The organism is Thermosynechococcus sp. HN-54, from assembly GCF_023650955.1.
GTDB lineage: Bacteria > Cyanobacteriota > Cyanobacteriia > Thermosynechococcales > Thermosynechococcaceae > Thermosynechococcus.
Genome location: NZ_CP098039.1, coordinates 131,712 through 150,026, shown reverse-complemented (window position 1 = coordinate 150,026; position 18,315 = coordinate 131,712). Strand labels below are relative to the sequence as shown.

Genomic DNA, 18,315 nt, shown 5'->3' with positions numbered 1-18,315 from the left:
GCAGTGAATGTTGTTATTACTGGCATTGGGCTGTGGACAGCGCTGGGGGAGAGTGCGATCGCCACGTGGCAGCGCTATTGTCAGGGGAAAACGGCACTGATAGCCACGCCTGACGGGCTGGTGGGAGCAACAACCTTGGCGGTCGAGAAAATCATTGCAACGACGACGACTCAAGCGCTCAACGATGCAAAATTAACAGCTCCCCTGGGCGGTGCTGGGGTAGTGGTCGGATCCAGTCGGGGCTTTCAAGCTCAGTGGGAAAGATGGTTACGGCAGCCTTCTCTTTCGCGACAGACTTGGTTACAAACCTTACCCGCCGCTGTATCTCAGCAAGTGGCACAAATTGCCGGCATTCAAGGGATAGTTCTCAACCCCACAGCCGCCTGTGCCACAGGATTATGGGCGATTGCCCAAGGGGCATTCCTCATTGAACAGGGCAGGTGTGATCTAGTGTTGGCGGGCGGGGTCGAGTCGGCGGTCTCGCCCTTAACCTTAGCCGGGTTTCGCCAGTTGGGGGTATTGGCTCAGGAGCGGGCAGCTCCCTTCGATCGCCAGCGGCAGGGATTTGGCTTAGCGGCCGGCGGTGCCATTGTGGTTTTAGAGTCCGAGGCACGGGCGCGATCGCGAGGCATTGAACCCTATGCCCGAATTGTTGGGGTGGGTCTAAGTGCCGATGCCGAGAATATCGCCGCTCCCAGCGTCAACCAGACAGGTGCCCTCCTTGCCATTCAAAAAGCCTTGGCTCAGGCTCAGCTGACACCGCCAGACATTGACTGTATCCATAGTCACGGTACGGGCACACTGCGCAATGATGCTGCTGAAGCGGCTTGGATTCAGACCCTCTTTGGCCAAGCCATTCCCGTCACCAGTCACAAAGGTGCCCTTGGGCACACCCTCGGTGCTGCGGGCGCGATCGCGATTGCCCTCTCATGCTTATCCTTACGGGAGCAGCAAATTCCCCCCTGCGTTGGCTGTCAGACCCCCGACTTCAACTTGGACATTGTCCAACAGACACGTTCTGCCCATTTAGAGCACATTCTCTGCTGTAGTTATGGCTTTGGCGGGCAAAACGCCGTGATTGTCCTCGCCCATCCCTAAGAGGCAGTGACAACCGTTGGTTGAGCAACCCCAAACTTTTGCATGATCGTTTTAGCCATTTGTGGGGGTGTGAGTCCTAAGTCAGCTTTTGATTCATCGGGGCTAGCGTGTTCCACCAAGATATCCGGTACTCCCAAACGCAACACCGGCACCAGAATATCCGCCTCTTGGAGCGCCTCGAGTACCGCTGAGCCGAAGCCCCCCATCAGACAGCCTTCTTCTAAAGTGACCACGCGGCCAATTTGTTTCGCCAAAGGCAGAATCAACTCAGTATCTAGCGGTTTGGCAAAGCGGGCATTGATCACTGCGGCACTCATGCCGTGTTCCTTGAGGATTTCCGCCACTTGCATCGCCGGATAGACCATTGAGCCGTAGGCCACCAAGAGAATATCTTCACCAGGGCGTAGGAGTTCCCCTTTGCCGATTTCGAGGGGTTCCCAGCCTTCCTCCATGAGGGCGACACCATAGCCATTGCCGCGTGGGTAGCGCAGGGCGATCGGGCCCTCGATGTAGTTGATCCCGGTCACAATCATCCGTTGCAGTTCCGCCTCGTCCTTGGGTGCCATCAGCACCATATTGGGCAGGCAGCGCAAATAGGCAATGTCGTACATCCCTTGGTGGGTTGGGCCATCGGCACCGACAATCCCCGCCCGATCCATACAGAAAAAGACTGGCAGTTTTTGGATGCAGACATCGTGGACAATTTGATCGTAGGCGCGCTGCAAGAAAGTGGAGTAAATCGCAGCGACAGGGCGCATTCCTTGGGTGGCCATGCCTGCGGCCATCGTGACAGCGTGTTGCTCGGCAATCCCAACATCAATGTACTGCTTCGGTACCCGTTTTTGCAGAATATCTAAACCCGTTCCCGTCGCCATGGCTGCCGTAATCCCAATAATGCGCGGGTCATTTTCCGCCAATTTGGTCAGGGTTTCACCAAAGACCTTGGAATAGCTAGGGGGCTTGGGTTTGCTGGAGGGCTTGGCTTTGCCCGTCACTAGGTCAAAGGGATTTTGGGCATGGTAGCCCACCTTGTCTTTTTCGGCGATCGCGTAGCCTTTGCCCTTAACCGTTGCCACGTGAACCAGCACAGGACCGGGAATCGTATGGGCATGTTGGAATGTGGTAATGAGTTCTTCCAAATTGTGGCCGTCCACCGGACCAACGTAGGTAAAGCCCAATTCCTCAAAGACGGCACCCACCTTAGGAACCGCAAGGCGTTTCATGCCCTCCTTAATGCGCTGCATCTCCGGGGTTAGATTTTCACCAAAGAAGGGGATATGTTTGAACTGCTCTTCGAGGTTATCAGTAATAAATTGCACCTGCGGTGAGAGGCGGATTTTATTCAGATAGCGGGGAATCGCGCCCACATTGGGGGAAATGGACATCTCATTGTCGTTGAGCACCACCATCAGGTTAGTGTGGGGCAAGTGGCCGGCATGGTTAATCGCTTCTAGCGCCATTCCCCCCGTCAGCGCACCATCGCCAATAATGGCCACGACTTTGAACTTCTCTCCTTTGAGATCGCGGGCGATCGCCATCCCCAAAGCTGCCGAAATACTCGTGGAGGCATGACCTGCCCCAAAGTGATCAAAGGGACTTTCCCGTAGATTGAGATAGCCAGCAATCCCCCCTTTTTGCCGCAGGGTATGGAAATTGTTGTAGCGACCCGTTAGCATCTTGTGGGGGTAGGCTTGATGTCCCACATCCCAAACCACGCGATCTCTGTCTAAGTCAAGGGTTTGGTAGAGTGCGAGGGTGAGTTCGACAACCCCCAAGCCCGGTCCAAGGTGTCCCCCCGTTGCTGCCACCGTTTCCAAATGTTTGTCACGGATTTGGGCGGCAATTTGGGTTAATTGGGCAATAGACAACCCATGCAACTGGTTGGGATGGGTGAGTTCACTTAAGTGCATAGAAACCCGACCTCGCAAGATACCTAGGGGGGATAGCTTACCACTGACCACAGAAAAACTATCTGTTGACTGATTCTAGCAAAGTCCCCCACCGAAGTTGGGCATTATTTCGCCCCTAGACGTGGTGAAAAGCCGCAATAATCCCGAAACAACTGATCATAAATTTCTAAGGCTGTTTCATAGAGTTCGCTCAATTCACGAATTTCTTCCGTCGATTCATTGGTGTAATTTTCCACGAGCCACATTGCCCATTGGTAAAAACGCTCTTGGCTCCAGTCCTGCCAATAATTGGCCAAAATGCCCCGTGCTAAGTCAGTGCCCAACCGTCGCGGATAGCCATGGCCAGTTGCCAACTCGTGCAAGTCCGCTAGGAAGCGTTCGGTCATCGCACTGAGGTGACTCAGGGACATCTGAGCACATTGACAAGCCCGCTCAAAGGAGGCGCTCATTTCAAGGGAACTGGGCTTGACCGTTTCGGCAATCAAGCGACCATTGCTGTCAGTGTGGCGCTCGACACTACAGTAGGGCACTGTCGTTAAGGGATACCCCCTACAGGCTAAATAAACCCGAAATTTGCCCTCCAAACGATCCACCGCTTCTGGACTAAGGTGAATGTCAAGGTCAAGAAGGAGCTGACCAAAGGTGCGCTGGTCGGTGTCAGTCATGGTTGGGGAGTAAGTTATTGTCCTTCTATCACAGGTGGTCAAAAGATTATCCTGTGCTGTTTCCTTGGTTATGCACCTGACTTGAGAATACCCCCCACCTAGGCCTAAGCCCGCAGCAATGTATCCTCGAAGGTGATTAGTTCATCGCGATGTCCCTCTAGGGTGACTTGGGTGATATCCGATTGGGGTTGCAACGAGAGCCTAACCGTTTCAAGTCGCTGGGCACCTCGCCAATAAAACCAAGGGGCAATGGGGGTCAGACCAATCAGGCCAAAGGCAAGAATGCCGCGATCGGGAAAGAGAACGGTCAGTACAAGGGCAATGGCGGTGGCACTGGAAACGGCCAAGGCAAGGAGCAATGCGGCCACAAAGGGACTGGCGGCAACATTTCCCTGAAAGGTCACTTCACTGCCATCGGCACTGACGCTGTGCAGGCGGTAGCCACGCTGCTGAAAATACTGCTTGAGACGGGGAGCTAGCTCGGCAATGGGCTGGGCAATGAGCCATTCTTTGGTTTCAATGCGTTCTTTCGTAGAGGCACGAATAAAAAACACAAATCCGACGGCCAGGAGGCTGGTGAGCAAGAGGGTGGAAGGGTAAATGAAATCGCTGGACATGGGCGCTTGAGGGATTTTGGTTCATAGGCTGTCTATCCCTCATTCTCAAGCATTTATTGGAGTCTGCAAAGAGATATTGCACCGCGATCGCCCCCTGCGGTTCTGCGGAATACTAAACCCTAGCCATTGTTGTTGTGCTGCTCCATGATGCGGTCTCAAGCTTCTCCCCGTGATATTCGGGCACCTCGCTGCCGTCGGATGTGGTTGCGCTCAGAAACCGCCTTTGCCCTGTTGCTATTGGCAAGTGATTTAGTGGGGTTGGTGCTAGCTTGGAAACTCGGGCTGCAACTGAATCGCTTTTATGCGCCGTTACCTCCTGATCTGGCGGCTTGGTACTGGCTGGGATTGCCCAGTGTTTTTTGGTTCTTTGCAGCGGGTCTGTTGTTTTTGATTGCCGTGAGTGGGCTGTATCACCCGCGCGGCCATTGGAAAAATTATCTGCGGCTGGCCAAGGTGCTGAGCTTGGGCTATTTGTTGGCGCTGGCGATCGCCTACTTCTATGATCCCAAGGTAGATTTGCCGCGCTCGCTGTTTTTTAGTGCTTGGAGTCTCAGTGTTCTATTCCCCGTGATCCTGCGTTTAGGCGTGAGTTTAGCCTTCAAAATTTGGACCCTACGGCGACCGATACGGGCTTTTCTCGTAGCGCCTCCAGAGCGGCAGGCGTATCTCAGTAGCCTGCTGGAGCAACGTTCCAATTACAAAATTGTCGGCAGCGCGATCGCCACCATGGCCAATGAACCAGAAACCTTGACCGAGATTCTCAACTGTCAAGCCCAAGAGGTGATTGTGGAAGGCCTCCCCCCAGCCCATCTTGCTTCAGCACTCTATTGGCAACTACGACAACATGGCATTGCCCTACGCTTAATCCCCTCCAGCTTGGAAATGCTCTACCGCCGTGGTACGCCAGAAATTGTTGCCGCTTTGCCGACCCTACGGGTGGATATGACCTACCTCAATGGCTGGGAGTATCGGCTGAAGCGCTATTTGGATGTGATCTTGGCACTCATTGGCATTGTCGTGCTCGCGCCTTTATTTATCGTGGTGGCGATCGCCATCAAACTCACCTCCCCTGGCCCTATCTTCTTCCGCCAAGAGCGGGTGGGACTCCATGGACAGGTCTTTCAGATGTGGAAATTTCGCACCATGCGTGCCGATGCACCCCAACTCCAAGCTCAGTTGGAGGCACAAAATGAATCCGCCGATGGCATTCTCTTTAAGGTGAAAAACGACCCCCGCCGCACCCGCCTCGGCAGTTTCCTGCGCAAGACCAGCATTGATGAACTGCCGCAACTGTTTAATGTCCTCTGGGGAGACATGAGTTTGGTGGGGCCGCGTCCGCTTCCCCTGCGGGATGTTGCCCGTTTTCATTCTTGGCATCATATTCGCCATCAGGTCATGCCGGGAATTACGGGGCTGTGGCAAATTTCTGGCCGCTCTGAGATTGGTAACTTTGATGAAGCGGCGTGCCTTGATCTCTACTACATTGACAATTGGTCTCTTAATCTGGATTTGGAAATTCTAGTGGAGACCGTGCGTATTGTGCTTTTTGGCAGCGGAGCGTACTAGGTGCGGCAAAGATTGGCTCGCAAATAATTGTTCCACCTGTTGGGCGGAAAGGGGGCGGGCAAAGAAATAGCCTTGACCATAGTTGCACCCTAGGGCTTGGAGAACGCGATACTGTTGACGGGTTTCAATCCCCTCCGCCACCACCTTCAGGCGCAAGGAGTGAGCCAACATAAGAATAGTGTGTACAATTGTTGCCGAAGATTCCTCATTATTGAGGGCTGCAATAAACGTGCGATCAATTTTTAGCGTGTCAATGGGAAAACGGTGCAAATAGCTCAGGGAAGAATAGCCCGTGCCAAAATCATCCATATACAAGCCAATGCCCATGGCACGAATTTCCTCAAGGGTGGCGATCGCCACTTCCTTGTTATCAATGAGAATCCCTTCCGTCACCTCAAGGCGCAGCCGCTCAGCTGGAAATCCAGTTTCTGACAAAATGGATCTTAAATTAAGTAGCAGATCTGCCTGTTGGAAATGACGACCACTGAGGTTGACACTAATACTTAGACTTCGACTGCGGGGAAAGACCGCTGCCCAGCGTTGCATTTGGCGACAGGCCTCTGCCATCACCCACCAACTAATGGGTAGGATCAGCCCCGTTTCTTCGGCCACAGTCATGAATTCACCGGGGGAGACAATCCCTCGTTCGGGATGTTGCCAGCGCAGCAGCGTTTCAAAGCCAACAATATTGAGGGTTGACAGATCGACAATTGGTTGATAGTATACCAAGAATTCATCCCGCTCTGCTGCCCGTCGTAGATCCGTTTCCATTTGCATCAGGGCAACACTCTGGGCACGCATCGTCATACTGAAGACCTCATAGCGAGCTTTGCCAAGGGATTTAGCGCGGTACATCGCCGTATCTGCATCCCGCAGTAAGTCCTCAGCTGTCTTACTTTCCTCACTAAGGAAGGCAATGCCAATACTGGCACTTGTAAAAACTTCATGCCCCTCAAGGAGAAAAGGACGGCTCAAGGCCGCCAGCACTCGTTCTGCCACTTCGATCGCTTGAGCGGGATTCGTTAACTCCTCCAAGAGAATGGCAAATTCATCCCCCCCAAGGCGGGCGATCGTATCCTCAGCGCGAGTACAGGTCGTGAGTCGCTGGCCAATGCCAATCAGGAGTTGATCCCCTGCCAAGTGCCCCAAACTATCGTTGATCACCTTAAAGCGATCCACATCCAAAAACAGCACCGCAAAGAGGGAGTTGGGACGCCGCACCCGGCGGGTAATGGCTTGAGTCAGCCGATCCATAAAGAGAACGCGGTTGGGCAGACCCGTCATCGCATCGTGCAGCGCGTCGTGGAGAATTTGCTCCTGAATCAGGTGGTACTCCGTGACATCGGTCATTGAACCAGCCATGCGGTAGGGCTGGCCTTTCTCATCGCGCAGGGCTTTGCCCCGCGATCGCATCCAGCGGTAACTGCCATCGCGATGTTTAATCCGAAATTCACACTCGAAGTAGGGACGGGTGCCCAAGAGGTGTTCCTTTATGTTCAGGCGCAACCGCTCTAGGTCATCGGGGTGGACACGCCGCCACCATTCCTCGATGGTGGGTTGTAGGGTACCGGGGGTTTCGCCAATCAGCAGTTCCCAGCGGGGGGAATAGTACATTGAGCGATCGCTAATCTGCCAATCCCAAAGACCATCATTTGCCGCTTCAGCCGCAAGGGCGTAGCGTTCCTCACTAATGCGCAGAGCCAGTTCTGAACGTTTACGCTCGGTAATGTCGGTGATATAGCAGCGAATTAACTGACTCTCCCGCAGGATATGAATGGTCACTTCGTAGGTGCGATCGCCAACGTTGATTTCTTCAACAGAAAATCGCTTTTCCTGCAACGACCAGCTTTTGAGGCGCGATAGCAGCGGATGTTTCACATCTGGTTCCCCTAGATCGGGAAATTCCTGAATGGCGGCTGGGTTGAGATAGGTAATTTGGCCGTTGGGAGCCAGTTCAATGATGGGATAGGGGCTTAACTCTGGAAAGGAGGACAACCGTAGCAGTTGGATTTCGGTCACCTCAGACATTTCACTGCTGATGAAGGCGCCCCCCAAAGAGGCCACGTCTTGATCCGAGATGCTTGATGCTTCAAGGGCACGGGTGTAGCGATTGAATCCGGAGTCAGAAATATTCGCGATCGCGTGGTAGCGGGCACGCACATCACCGCCAAAGACGATCAAATCCTTATGCTGGAGAATGTGGGATTGACAGGGCTTGCCATTGACTGTCAGACCATTGACACTGCGCTTCCCTTGTAAATCGCCATCAATCAGGCGAAAGAAAAAATTACCACTGCTGGGATCCAACACCCGTAGCAACACAGCGTGCTGACGGGAAACCATCGGCGACTTGAGGACAATCGTGTTGCTGGGATGTCGCCCAATCGTATAGGTGCTGGCTTCTAGGGGAATGGTACGCCGACCCTCCTGATCCTCAATAACGAGGAGATGGCGCCACTTCTTCGGGGGATCAGACTTCACATCAATGGCCTCGGCAAGTTGGAGTTGAGGGAACCGTTTTGGCTAGAAACTTCCCAAGTAAAAAACATTGAGAAGAGACCCACTTGACTATTCTAGGGCGTGAGATTTTATCCTGTTTGCAGGAAATTTTCTTGATTGTAATGCAATGTTTTCTTAACACTACACTTCCTATAAAGACAGCCCTGTTCACAAGGATGGAACAGACTCGAAGCGGTGAAAGCCATTGCCTGAAAGCATTTTATTCGCTTGATGGATCTCCTATTTCAGAAAAGGGCTGTAAGTTAGCCGTTCTCTAGTAGAGTCATCTTCGCTTACCATATCGATACTGAATTGACTTCACCCGATTGTATTGTTTTCATTCCTCGCCGATGCTCACCATGGCTGTCCGTGCCCAACCCTACCGCTCCTTGGGGCGATCGCTTTGCCTTTTTGTTCTCTCTACTTTACTGCTATGTTTGATCCCACCGCCAGCGGCCACAGCCATGACCCCCAAGCACTACACCGAGCTGACATTTCCCCCCTTACCAGACATTCAGCTCCCGCCCTATGAGCGGCGTCAGTTGACCAATGGCATGGTGGTCTATCTCCTTGAGGATCACGAGTGGCCCCTCGTGCGCGGAACCTTAGTTTTTCGGGCAGGTAGTCGCTGGGATCCACCCGATCAAGTGGGTTTGGCAGAAGTGAGTGGCGATCTGATTCGCACAGGGGGCACCCAAGTTCACCGTGCTGCCGAAATTGACCAGTGGCTTGAGGATCGAGCAGCAGCCATTGAATCGGGTGTCGGCAAAAGCTTAGGACGGATCAATTTCAACAGCCTCAAGGAACACAGTGAAGCGGTTCTAAACCAACTGGCGGAGATGCTCCAAGCGCCAGCAGTAGAACCAGAGCGATTTGAACTGGCCATTCGCCGACGGCAAGGGATGGTTCAACGCCGCGATGATCAACCCAATGCCCAAGCAGAACGGGAATTTTCCAAGCTGATCTACGGTGCTGAGAGTCCCTATGCCCGCACCCAAGAGTTAGAGACCCTTGCCAAGATCACACCAGCGGATGTGCAGCAGTTTTACCGCAGGTACCTCGCTCCCTCCCGCTGTATTTTGGGCTTGGTGGGCGATTTTGATGCCTCGCAAATGGGCGATCGCCTTGAAGCGATTTTTGGCTCATGGCAGGATTTGCCGGACTTACCGCCCTTGCCCCCTGTACCGACTGTAACCGTGGATACCTCGCCCACAACGGTGGTGATCAATCGCCCCTATCTCTCCCAAAGCTATATCTACACGGGGCAGTTGGGAGGGACGCTCAAGGATGCGGACGTGTTTAACCTCTATGTCCTCAATGGGGTTCTCAATGGCTTTGGCGGGCGTCTCTTCAATGAAGTGCGATCGCGCCAAGGCTTGGCCTACAGTGTCTATGCCGCTTGGAGTCCTGAATTTGACTATCCGGGAGTCTTCTATGGGGTGGGACAAACCCAAACCCAGACCACAGCCAAGTTTCTCAACGCCCTACGGCAGGAAATCCAGCGACTGCAACAAGAACCCGTGAGTGCCGCAGAACTAAACTACGCCAAGGATAGTATTCTCAATTCCTTTGTTTTTAATTTTCGCGATCGCCTACAAATTTTGAATCGCCTCCTACGCTACGAATACTATGATTTGCCCAAGGATTTTATCTTCCGCTATCAGCGAGCCGTCAAAGCAGCAACAGCAGCGGATCTGCAACGGGTGGCACAAACCCGCTTAAAGCCAGAACAGTGGCGTACCCTGATTGTGGGCGCTCCTATCCCCTGCCCTACGACAAATTGCCAGCAACGACAACATCAATCCTAAGGGCACGATGAGTCTTGGCATTCAGAATATTGCGCGGGTGCACCAAATCAAGCAATCATCGTTAGACTAGCGGTACGGACCTTTTCCAAAATATGCGGTACTGCTGAACACGCTCTACCGTTGCGAAAAGGGTCGTAACTTACATTGCTCATCATCAAGTAACAAGTTGTGAGGAAAACCTATGTCAGCTTTGCGTCTGGCTTTTTTAGTCAGCCCTACCTTTTTGGGATCCGTCCTCAGCTTGGTCGCATTGATTGCACCTGCCCATGCCCAACTCAGCACGCCTATTCCCGTGCTACCCCCAGAAACGGGCGAATGTATTTCAAATCCTCACCAAAAATTTCAATTGGTCTGCACCCGCCTAGGTGCTCAGGAAACAACTCTGCAAGCTAGCCGTGATAATGGTTCACTACCACCTCCTGTGCTGGAGTTTACGGAGGAGGAGAGCAATGCCGCGATCGCGCTATTTGGCTGTGATTGTCCCCTGTGTCTAAATGCCCTACGGCAACTGCGTGGCCAGCCTCCCCTCAATCAACTGGGGTAATGCTGAATACAAGGGAGTAGGATCCGAGTATGAGCCGTTGGGTTAACCTGCTTGCCCTGCTCCCTAATACCATCCTCACGATTTTAGTCATCAGCATTGCTTTTCTGAGATTTTATGACCAAACCGACTTCACCCTCCTCGGATACCTTGCCCACCCCCGCATCTGGAGCAACCGACTCACCGTGGCAGCCCTCCTAGTGGCAGTGGTTAATCTCGGCGTTGAGTGGAACCGTCGAAATCGAGAAACAGATCGCTGGGCACGAGCAGAAGCTCAAAGAATTGCAGAAGAGCAACGAAGAATTATTGAGGAACAACGCCGAATTGCAGAAGCAGAACGAGCGGCTCGCCGAGCTAGAATCCAAGCTGAACGCGATCTTGCATTCCTCAACTTTCTAGTTGACCCCTCGCCCCATAACGGAGAGGTGCTGATGCAGGTCATTGCCCTACTAGCTCAGTATCGGCAGAGCCTCTGGGATATACCAAGCCTGAATGGTTATTAAGAATTGAGGCTTACCTCGATCATTTGCGGGTGATCTACAGCTGTAGAAGTCGGAAAGTTGACCACAACCCCCACCGGAATTTTTAGGGTCTCCATGTACTTCTTGACTTGCTTGACTTCCTTATCGCCAATATTCTGAACAGCCTTGAGTTCAATCACAACAACCGCTTGGCCATTGTCACGCACAATCAGATCGGGAATGGCCTCACCCACAAAATAGCCGTGGAAGAAAATCGGTACCTTGCGCTGTTCTTCGTACTCAATTTGCCGCTCCCGCAGGGCAACCTCAAAGGCCTTTTGGTAGATGGCTTCGCTAAAACCACTTCCCAGTTCTTGGAAGATGTCTTCGGCAATCTCTTGAATGAGCTGGAGCCAGTGTCTCATAGCGATGCAGCCTGCTGACGGTACCAAGCAATTGTCCGTTCTAGGCCTTCCTTGAGGGAAACTTGGGCACGAAACCCAAAAGCCTCTTTTGCCTTAGTGGTGTCAAGGCAGCGGCGGGGCTGGCCATTGGGCTTATCCGTTTGCCATTCAATCTGCCCTTGAAAGTCCATTAGGTTGCAGATGAGTTCAACTAACTTCTTAATGGTGATTTCCTCGCCTGTACCGAGGTTAATCGGATCGGGATGATCGTAGGCTTGAGTGGCCATGACAATGCCGCGGGCAGCATCCTCAACATAGAGAAATTCGCGGCTAGGACTACCATCCCCCCACACGGGAATCACCCTCTCCGCGTGTTGCTGAGCAATGTAAACTTTGCGAATTAAAGCAGGAATCACATGGGAACTCAAGGGGTCAAAGTTATCCCCCGGCCCATAGAGATTCACCGGCAAGAGATAGATGCCATTAAAGCCATACTGCTGCCGATAGGCTTGCAACTGCACGAGAAGGGCTTTTTTAGCAATCCCGTAGGGGGCGTTGGTTTCTTCGGGGTAGCCGTTCCAAAGATCGCTTTCTTTGAAGGGAACGGGGGTGAATTTGGGATAAGCACAAATTGTGCCCACACAGACAAATTTTTCGACGCCAGCGCGATAAGCACAGTCAATGAGTTGTGCCCCCATCATCAAGTTGTCATAAAACAGCTCAGCCGGCTTGGCTTGGTTGAGGCCAATCCCTCCCACATGGGCAGCAAGGTGAATGACAATATCTTGGTTTTGAACAACCGCTTGACAGGCAGATAGTTGGCGTAGGTCGTAGTCGCGCGATCGCACTACGGTAATCTGCTCAGGCACGGCTCCTGCTTTTTGCAATTGCGCCACCACTTGGCGTCCCAAAAATCCCGCCCCACCCGTGACGAGAATCCTTTTTTCACTGAGATCCATGGCTAGTCTGCCTTACTGATAAACTGCCGCTGGGCAATGAGATCCAGCACAGTGTCGGAGGTGGTTTTGGGGCTTGTTCCTTGGATGCCCACAGCATGGAGATCCGCTTCCACCATCAACGCCACCAGTTCAGGAAAGGTAACCGAGGGCTGCCAGCCCAACACCGTTTTTGCCTTGGTCGGATCCCCCAAAAGTAAGTCCACCTCCGTAGGACGCAGATAACGCGGGTCAAATTCCACATAGTCCTGCCAGTTGAGACCCACATACCCAAAGGCCAGCTCTAGAAATTCCCGCACGGAGTGGGTTTCTCCTGTTGCCACTACATAGTCATCCGGTTGCTCCTGTTGCAGCATTAGCCACATCGCCCGCACATAGTCCTTGGCGTAGCCCCAGTCCCGCTTGGCATCTAGGTTGCCCAAATAGAGCTTGTTTTGCTGGCCAGCGACAATGCGGGCAACGGCACGGGTAATTTTGCGGGTCACAAACGTTTCACCCCGCCGCGGGCTTTCGTGGTTGAAAAGAATCCCATTACAAGCAAAAAGGTTGTAGGCTTCCCGATAGTTCACCGTCTGCCAGTGGGCATACACTTTGGCACAGGCATAGGGACTGCGGGGATAAAATGGGGTTGTTTCCCGCTGCGGCACTTCCTGCACCAAGCCAAACATTTCGGAAGATCCCGCTTGGTAAAATTTCACCTGTTTGCCCGTGCGCTCTTGGTATTCCCGAATCGCCTCTAGGAGTCGCAGCGTGCCCATGGCCACTGTTTCTACGGTGTATTGCGGAGCGTCAAAGCTCACCCGCACATGGGATTGCGCCCCCAAGTTGTAAATTTCATCCGGCTGGCTCAGCTCTAAAATCCGCCGTAGAGTACCGCCATCGGTGAGATCACCGTAGTGCAGGCGTAGAGCCGCGCCCTCTTGGTGGGGGTCAACGTAAATGTGATCAATGCGATCGGTATTGAAGGTCGAGGTACGGCGAATAATGCCATGAACTTCGTAGCCTTTCTCTAGGAGCAGCTCACTCAAATAGGAGCCATCTTGACCGGTGATACCTGTGATTAATGCCCGCTTGCGATCGCCCATCCGCTATTGTCTTCCACCTAAACGTGTTTGTTCTGGATAACCGACAGCACGCTTTAGTGCTGCTAGGGAGCGATTGTAGTTCAAAATGGCGGCGAGAAGATTCCCTTGGGCTTGGGTCAAATTGGTTTCCGCATTGGTCACCTCCTGTTGCGTCCCTACCCCCGCTTGAAAACGCAACCGCGCTAGACGCAGTCCTTCTGTAGCCTGGGTAACGGCAGTTCGGGCGGTGGCAATGTTTTTCTGATTGGCTCTGAGATTGGTGTAAGCTGTTTCCACCTCTAGACGGATGCGATCCTTTTGGTTGGCATATTGTTCCTCAGCACTGGCGGCAAGCGCTTCTTGACGAGCTGCACTGGCACGGGCATCCCCACCATCAAAGAGGGCTAATTGCATTTGTAGCCCCACCCCATAGCCAAAACGAGGTGCCAGCTCATCGGTGACCTTGTCCAGCAGATTGCCACTGGCAAAGAGACTCAGTTGAGGACGGCTGGCCGCCAATGCCACCTGACGATTTTTCAGGGCAATCGTGCGCTGGAGTAACCGCTGCTCTAACTCAACACGGTTTTCGTAGGCAAGGATAATACTTTCCTCTAGAGAAAGGTTCCACTCCCCTGTGGGTTCAACACGCTCAGCGATCGCCACATCCACCGTCTGATTCACATTCAATCGCTGTGCCAACTGTCGCCGGGTCGTGATTTCCAAATTGCGAGCTTGGCTCAAGTTTTGCTGAGCATTGGCAAGGCTCACCTCCGCGGTCAACACATCCAATAGCGTACCAATCCCTGCTTGCTCAAAGGCTCTCGCGTCCCGCAGAGTCACTTGGGCATTGGCCACTGCTGCTTCAGCAATTTGCACCTGAACCTTGGCCTGTTGCGCCAAGTAATAGTCATTGGTTACATCAAGGATCAGTTGTTGGAGTTGACGCTGCACCTCCAGTTCACTGAAGCGCACTTGGTCACGGGCCGCCTGAACGGCCGCCGATCGCCCGCCCCCAGCAAAAAGCGTATAGTTCATCACCAAGGCTGCGTTAGCAGTTGCGCCACTGGTGGCACCAAAAAGGTTAGTGAAAAAATTTCTGTAGTTCAGCTGATTGACTGGTGCAAGGGTAATTGGGCTGAAGTTGGTGGGCGTAGCCGCTTGGCTGGCACTGTTTTGTAGTTGTTGCAGTTGCTGTTGCAATTCAAGATTCTGCTGATCCGTAAACGCCGTTAGTTGGGGGCCTTGAAATCGCTGTTGCAGCCGTTGCACCTGAGTATTCAAAATACTGCTGGCGGCCAGTTGCTGAGCGAGAAGCTGTTGTTGGGCTTGTTGCTGTTGCTGCTGTTGCAGGGAGAGCTGCTGCTGAAAGTTGAGGGGAAGGTAGGCAGGCTGGCCACCGGGGGAGGTATTTTGGCCAATGCTGGCTTGAAACGCAAGGGTGGGATAAAGCTGTGCTTGCACCTGTCGCAGTTGTGCCCGTGCCCGTTGCAGTTGTAGCTCACTAATTTGTAGGCCAACGTTATTGCGAATGGCCACCTCAATCGCTTGCTCGAGGGTGAGGGGTTGATTGAGATCAATCTTGACCGTCTCAGGAAGCGCCAGTCTATCGGGATTGGGGTTGAGAGGCGTGAGGGCATCCGAGGTTGGTGTTTGGGAAGATGCCTGTGCCACTGGAGTCGTTGTGGGTGTAGCTTGAACAAGGCTAGGCAACGTCATGGGGGCGATCGCGAGGAGTCCCGCCATCAGGATTTTCTTGGGATTCAAGGCCAGATCATTCATCATGAGGACTTAGACGCACAACCTACTCAACTCAACCCCTGTAGGAATTCGCCCAAGCACCGCTGAAGATTGCCAGCATCCAGCCATCTGCTTCACTCCCACAACACACCCATTCTGCAAAACTCTAGCATGGATTCTCGATTGCGATCGCCCCCTAGAGCAACAGCCGCAGACCACGAGGATTGAAAAGGGGGAGAAAACTGATCTAGAATAAGGAACCCTCAAAAAGGAGAGGTGGCTGAGTGGTCGAAAGCGGCAGATTGCTAATCTGTTGATAGGCAGGTAACTCCTATCCGAGGGTTCGAATCCCTCCCTCTCCGTTAAAGAAAATATCATCAAACCAATAGCTGACACTTATCCTTGGCTACCCCTCAGCAAAGCACGAACGGGGCAGGGGCAGGAGATAATAAATTCACATAAACATCTTTGGGATAAGACGATGGCCAGCGACTTAGCAATGACGATTCTCCCCGGTATGACCGTGAAGGTCACCAATCCCAACGATACCTACTACCAATTTCAGGGGATTGTACAGCGGGTCACTGATGGTAAAGTGGCGGTGCTCTTTGAGGGAGGAAACTGGGATAAATTGGTTACTTTTCAGACCAGTGAGCTAGAGCCAGTCGTGACCACGCCCAAGGAAAAAGCGAAAGCCAAAAAGTAAACGATGGCGCGGCGATCGCCTCCCCCCCAGCCCTTTGCGGAAATTATCCAGACAGCGACGGATCACTGCATTGCCCAGTGCCACGAACCCGCTAGCCTCGATTTTCCCGTGGTGCCAGCCTTGGGTAGTTGGGTGCGGATTCCTGACGGCGATCGCGTCATTTATGGTATTGTTGCCTATGTGGTGACGGCTCCCATTGACACCATTCACCGTGCCACCGCCTTGGGGCTATCCCTAGAGCAACTACGGCAAGAGCAGCCCCATATTTTTGCCCTGTTGAAAACTGAGATCACGATCGCCCTCATTGGCTTTCAGGAACAGGAACGCTTTTATCACCATTTGCCCCCCCGCCCCCCCCAAATGCACCAGCAGGTCTATGGGTGTCCCGCTGAGGAAGTGATTGCCTTGAGTGGCACATTGACCTTTTTGCGAACGCTGTTGACCCTGCGCTATGGTCCCGGCGATGCCTTGGTAGCGGCAACGTTGCGTTCCTTGTATCAACTCCGCCAGCGCGATCGCCAATGGCTGGTGCAGGCAGCCCAATACCTGAACCGACTCCTCAAGGATGACTACGATCGCCTGCGGGGCATTATCGAGCAGTTATGATAGCGGGCAAAACAAAAGCGATCACAATCCCCAGAAAAATAATGATTTCTAGACCCAACAACAGTTGATTGGAAGGCCTGAGCCTACCGCCACGCCACCAGTTTCCGATCCGCCGATCCTCTGGGCGGATTGCAAAACTTACCATTGAGACCAAAAGTGGGCTCCCCCCTGCCTTTGCCCCCAGAATCAAGTGAGATAGCAAACTCAGGAGCACCACACTCCAAGCCCCTAAATGAGCCAAGTACCAGCCTCGATTTAGCTCGCCTGTGGGCAACCACTCCTCCTGCATCATCCGCCCGGTGATGAGGGCAAACGTGACGGCCACCAGCATTAGGGTATTTGCCAACCGTTGCCAAGCGCGCCAATTCCCTTGGGAAAGTTGCGCCAAGGATTTCTTGTGCAAGAGCCGGCGATCGCCCCAATGAAAGCAGTAGAGCGCAAAGAAGGGAAACAGCAATAAAAGGACGAGGGCAATCGTCCCGTGGAGGCCTTGAATATCGGGAATCTTTGGTAGGGGCAGTGCTCCCCAGCGGCCATCGTAGGTGTTATAGACCCAAAATCCTGAGATGAGAGCGAGGAGTGCCAAAATCGCGATCGCCCCATGGGCAAGGCGCAGCAGAAGGGGTTGATAGGGAGTGGACTTGGCCATCGTTATTCACGAGCGGAGTGTAATTGCTTGACGAGGTAATCGTACTGCTGGGTTTCCGCCCAATCCAGAATTTCCCGTGCCCGCAGAACTGGCAGTGGGTGGGTGAGTTGACTGGCTTGCAATTCCTTGAAGAGGTAATACCAACCCCGATCAGCGGCCTCATAGTCGCGGGCTTGGGCAATGAAGGCGTCGAGATTCAGGCGATCGCTCCACTGGGGGGAGCCACCACAGAGTTTCATTAGCACCGAGGCCACAGTACGCGGGTCTTGGGTCACCAACAAGGCAGCGCGATCGCAGGTCAGTTCAGCACAGCGCAGCCAATGCATCAATTGGGTTTGTAGTCCTTGCGCCAAGAGCAAGCCCCAAGGGGAGAGTTGACTGGTGGCAAACAGCAGTAGGTTGGCGATCGTCAGATACACCCCATGTTCGCACTTCAGGTGTCCCAACTCATGCGCCAGCACCGCCTGCAATTCCTTTGGCGTCAGCAGTTCCACCAGCGAAGAGTGCAAGACCACAAAGGGCTGCTTACCCCGCATGGCAAAGGTATAGGCATTGGGAACTGGGTGTTGTTTAAGATACAGTTGGGGTGGCTCTAAGCCTAAAATACGGCAAGCCTCCATATGCAGGGCATAAATCTCCGGCAGTTGCTGCTCACTCAGGCGAAGGCTACTGCCAATGTTTTCAAGATAAAACGCCTGCTCCGCCACCGAGCCTAAGAGCGTTCGCACCAGAATATCCAAGCCCGGCACTTGTTGTAGCGCTTGCGTGGCCTCGCGATCGCGGGGATGACGAAACTGATCAGCCCTGAGGCTGGAATACGCTGAAACAGGCATGAAATAGTAACTTTTACTTTGACCCCTCTACTGCCAATTTTAGGGCATGGCACAGGTTTCTCGCATCCCTGCCAAAACGTTCGGCGGTGCTCGGCATGATCTCCGACCTGAGACCAAAAGAAGCTACGGCAAGTGCACCTATAGCTTGTCCTCAGGACACTCCTAGATTAGGTGCTAACCTCTACCGTAGCCTTC

At 53.2% G+C, this 18,315-nt stretch carries 17 protein-coding genes and 1 tRNA gene; 8 read left to right on the top strand and 10 right to left on the bottom strand.

Annotated elements, in window-relative coordinates; all coding sequences use genetic code 11:
* Positions 1 to 3: 3 nt before the first annotated feature.
* Entirely contained in the window at positions 4 to 1,098 is a 1,095-nt protein-coding gene (locus NBE99_RS00670) for a beta-ketoacyl-ACP synthase (protein WP_250682605.1), read from the top strand.
* Here the strand turns inward: NBE99_RS00670 and dxs are convergent.
* The 3 genes from dxs to NBE99_RS00655 form a co-directional block, all read right to left on the bottom strand.
* On the bottom strand, positions 1,095 to 3,008 hold the full coding sequence (gene dxs / locus NBE99_RS00665; protein ID WP_250682604.1) for a 1-deoxy-D-xylulose-5-phosphate synthase: 1,914 nt from the start codon (positions 3,006 to 3,008) through the stop codon (positions 1,095 to 1,097). The two genes, NBE99_RS00670 and dxs, sit on opposite strands and share 4 nt — an antisense overlap.
* A gap of 104 nt (positions 3,009 to 3,112) precedes the next feature.
* On the bottom strand, positions 3,113 to 3,673 hold the full coding sequence (locus NBE99_RS00660; protein ID WP_250682603.1) for a DUF3375 domain-containing protein: 561 nt from the start codon (positions 3,671 to 3,673) through the stop codon (positions 3,113 to 3,115).
* Positions 3,674 to 3,777: 104 nt separating this feature from the next.
* The gene (locus NBE99_RS00655) at positions 3,778 to 4,290 is read right to left on the bottom strand and encodes a cofactor assembly of complex C subunit B (protein WP_250682602.1); all 513 of its coding nucleotides are present in this window, start codon (positions 4,288 to 4,290) and stop codon (positions 3,778 to 3,780) included.
* Positions 4,291 to 4,437: 147 nt separating this feature from the next.
* Between NBE99_RS00655 and NBE99_RS00650 the strand changes: the two genes are divergently transcribed.
* Positions 4,438 to 5,856 carry a sugar transferase gene (locus tag NBE99_RS00650; RefSeq protein WP_399371017.1) on the top strand — a complete coding sequence of 473 codons (1,419 nt, stop codon included), beginning with the start codon at positions 4,438 to 4,440 and terminating at the stop codon, positions 5,854 to 5,856.
* Here the strand turns inward: NBE99_RS00650 and NBE99_RS00645 are convergent.
* A complete protein-coding gene (locus tag NBE99_RS00645; protein ID WP_250682600.1) occupies positions 5,809 to 8,337 on the bottom strand; it encodes an EAL domain-containing protein in 2,529 nt (842 codons plus the stop codon). The two genes, NBE99_RS00650 and NBE99_RS00645, sit on opposite strands and share 48 nt — an antisense overlap.
* 368 nt (positions 8,338 to 8,705) lie before the next feature.
* Here NBE99_RS00645 and NBE99_RS00640 point away from each other — a divergent pair, with 368 nt between their 5' ends.
* From NBE99_RS00640 to NBE99_RS00630, 3 genes are all read left to right on the top strand, one after another.
* The gene (locus NBE99_RS00640; RefSeq protein WP_250682599.1) at positions 8,706 to 10,163 is read left to right on the top strand and encodes a pitrilysin family protein; all 1,458 of its coding nucleotides are present in this window, start codon (positions 8,706 to 8,708) and stop codon (positions 10,161 to 10,163) included.
* 181 nt (positions 10,164 to 10,344) lie between these two features.
* On the top strand, positions 10,345 to 10,707 hold the full coding sequence (locus NBE99_RS00635; RefSeq protein ID WP_250682598.1) for a hypothetical protein: 363 nt from the start codon (positions 10,345 to 10,347) through the stop codon (positions 10,705 to 10,707).
* Positions 10,708 to 10,736: 29 nt separating this feature from the next.
* Positions 10,737 to 11,207 (top strand): hypothetical protein, encoded by a 471-nt coding sequence (locus NBE99_RS00630; RefSeq protein ID WP_250682597.1) that lies wholly within the window; start codon positions 10,737 to 10,739, stop codon positions 11,205 to 11,207.
* Here the strand turns inward: NBE99_RS00630 and NBE99_RS00625 are convergent.
* Genes NBE99_RS00625 through NBE99_RS00610 form a run of 4 tightly spaced genes read right to left on the bottom strand, consistent with a single transcriptional unit; the run spans position 11,204 to position 15,371 of the window.
* Positions 11,204 to 11,590, bottom strand: coding sequence for a GxxExxY protein (locus NBE99_RS00625; RefSeq protein WP_250682596.1), 387 nt, complete (start codon positions 11,588 to 11,590; stop codon positions 11,204 to 11,206). The genes NBE99_RS00630 and NBE99_RS00625 overlap by 4 nt on opposite strands.
* The gene (locus tag NBE99_RS00620) at positions 11,587 to 12,528 is read right to left on the bottom strand and encodes a GDP-L-fucose synthase (protein WP_250682595.1); all 942 of its coding nucleotides are present in this window, start codon (positions 12,526 to 12,528) and stop codon (positions 11,587 to 11,589) included. Before NBE99_RS00620 ends, NBE99_RS00625 begins: the two co-directional genes overlap by 4 nt.
* A gap of 2 nt (positions 12,529 to 12,530) precedes the next feature.
* Positions 12,531 to 13,610 carry a GDP-mannose 4,6-dehydratase gene (gene gmd / locus NBE99_RS00615; RefSeq protein ID WP_250682594.1) on the bottom strand — a complete coding sequence of 360 codons (1,080 nt, stop codon included), beginning with the start codon at positions 13,608 to 13,610 and terminating at the stop codon, positions 12,531 to 12,533.
* Between the two features lie 3 nt (positions 13,611 to 13,613).
* Positions 13,614 to 15,371, bottom strand: coding sequence for a TolC family protein (locus tag NBE99_RS00610; RefSeq protein ID WP_250682593.1), 1,758 nt, complete (start codon positions 15,369 to 15,371; stop codon positions 13,614 to 13,616).
* 225 nt (positions 15,372 to 15,596) lie between these two features.
* Between NBE99_RS00610 and NBE99_RS00605 the strand changes: the two genes are divergently transcribed.
* The 3 genes from NBE99_RS00605 to NBE99_RS00595 all read left to right on the top strand — a co-directional run bounded on the left by NBE99_RS00605 (position 15,597) and on the right by NBE99_RS00595 (position 16,638).
* Positions 15,597 to 15,688: transfer RNA gene (locus NBE99_RS00605), tRNA-Ser, on the top strand.
* 11 nt (positions 15,689 to 15,699) lie between these two features.
* Entirely contained in the window at positions 15,700 to 16,032 is a 333-nt protein-coding gene (ndhS, locus tag NBE99_RS13390; protein WP_250683665.1) for a photosynthetic/respiratory NAD(P)H-quinone oxidoreductase subunit S, read from the top strand.
* Positions 16,033 to 16,035: 3 nt separating this feature from the next.
* Positions 16,036 to 16,638 (top strand): HAS-barrel domain-containing protein, encoded by a 603-nt coding sequence (locus NBE99_RS00595; protein WP_250682592.1) that lies wholly within the window; start codon positions 16,036 to 16,038, stop codon positions 16,636 to 16,638.
* On the opposite strand, the gene NBE99_RS00590 is transcribed toward NBE99_RS00595, so the two are convergent.
* On the bottom strand, positions 16,622 to 17,287 hold the full coding sequence (locus tag NBE99_RS00590) for a cytochrome b/b6 domain-containing protein (protein ID WP_250682591.1): 666 nt from the start codon (positions 17,285 to 17,287) through the stop codon (positions 16,622 to 16,624). The genes NBE99_RS00595 and NBE99_RS00590 overlap by 17 nt on opposite strands.
* A gap of 2 nt (positions 17,288 to 17,289) precedes the next feature.
* Positions 17,290 to 18,120, bottom strand: coding sequence for a M48 family metallopeptidase (locus NBE99_RS00585; RefSeq protein ID WP_250682590.1), 831 nt, complete (start codon positions 18,118 to 18,120; stop codon positions 17,290 to 17,292).
* Positions 18,121 to 18,315 lie beyond the last annotated feature (195 nt).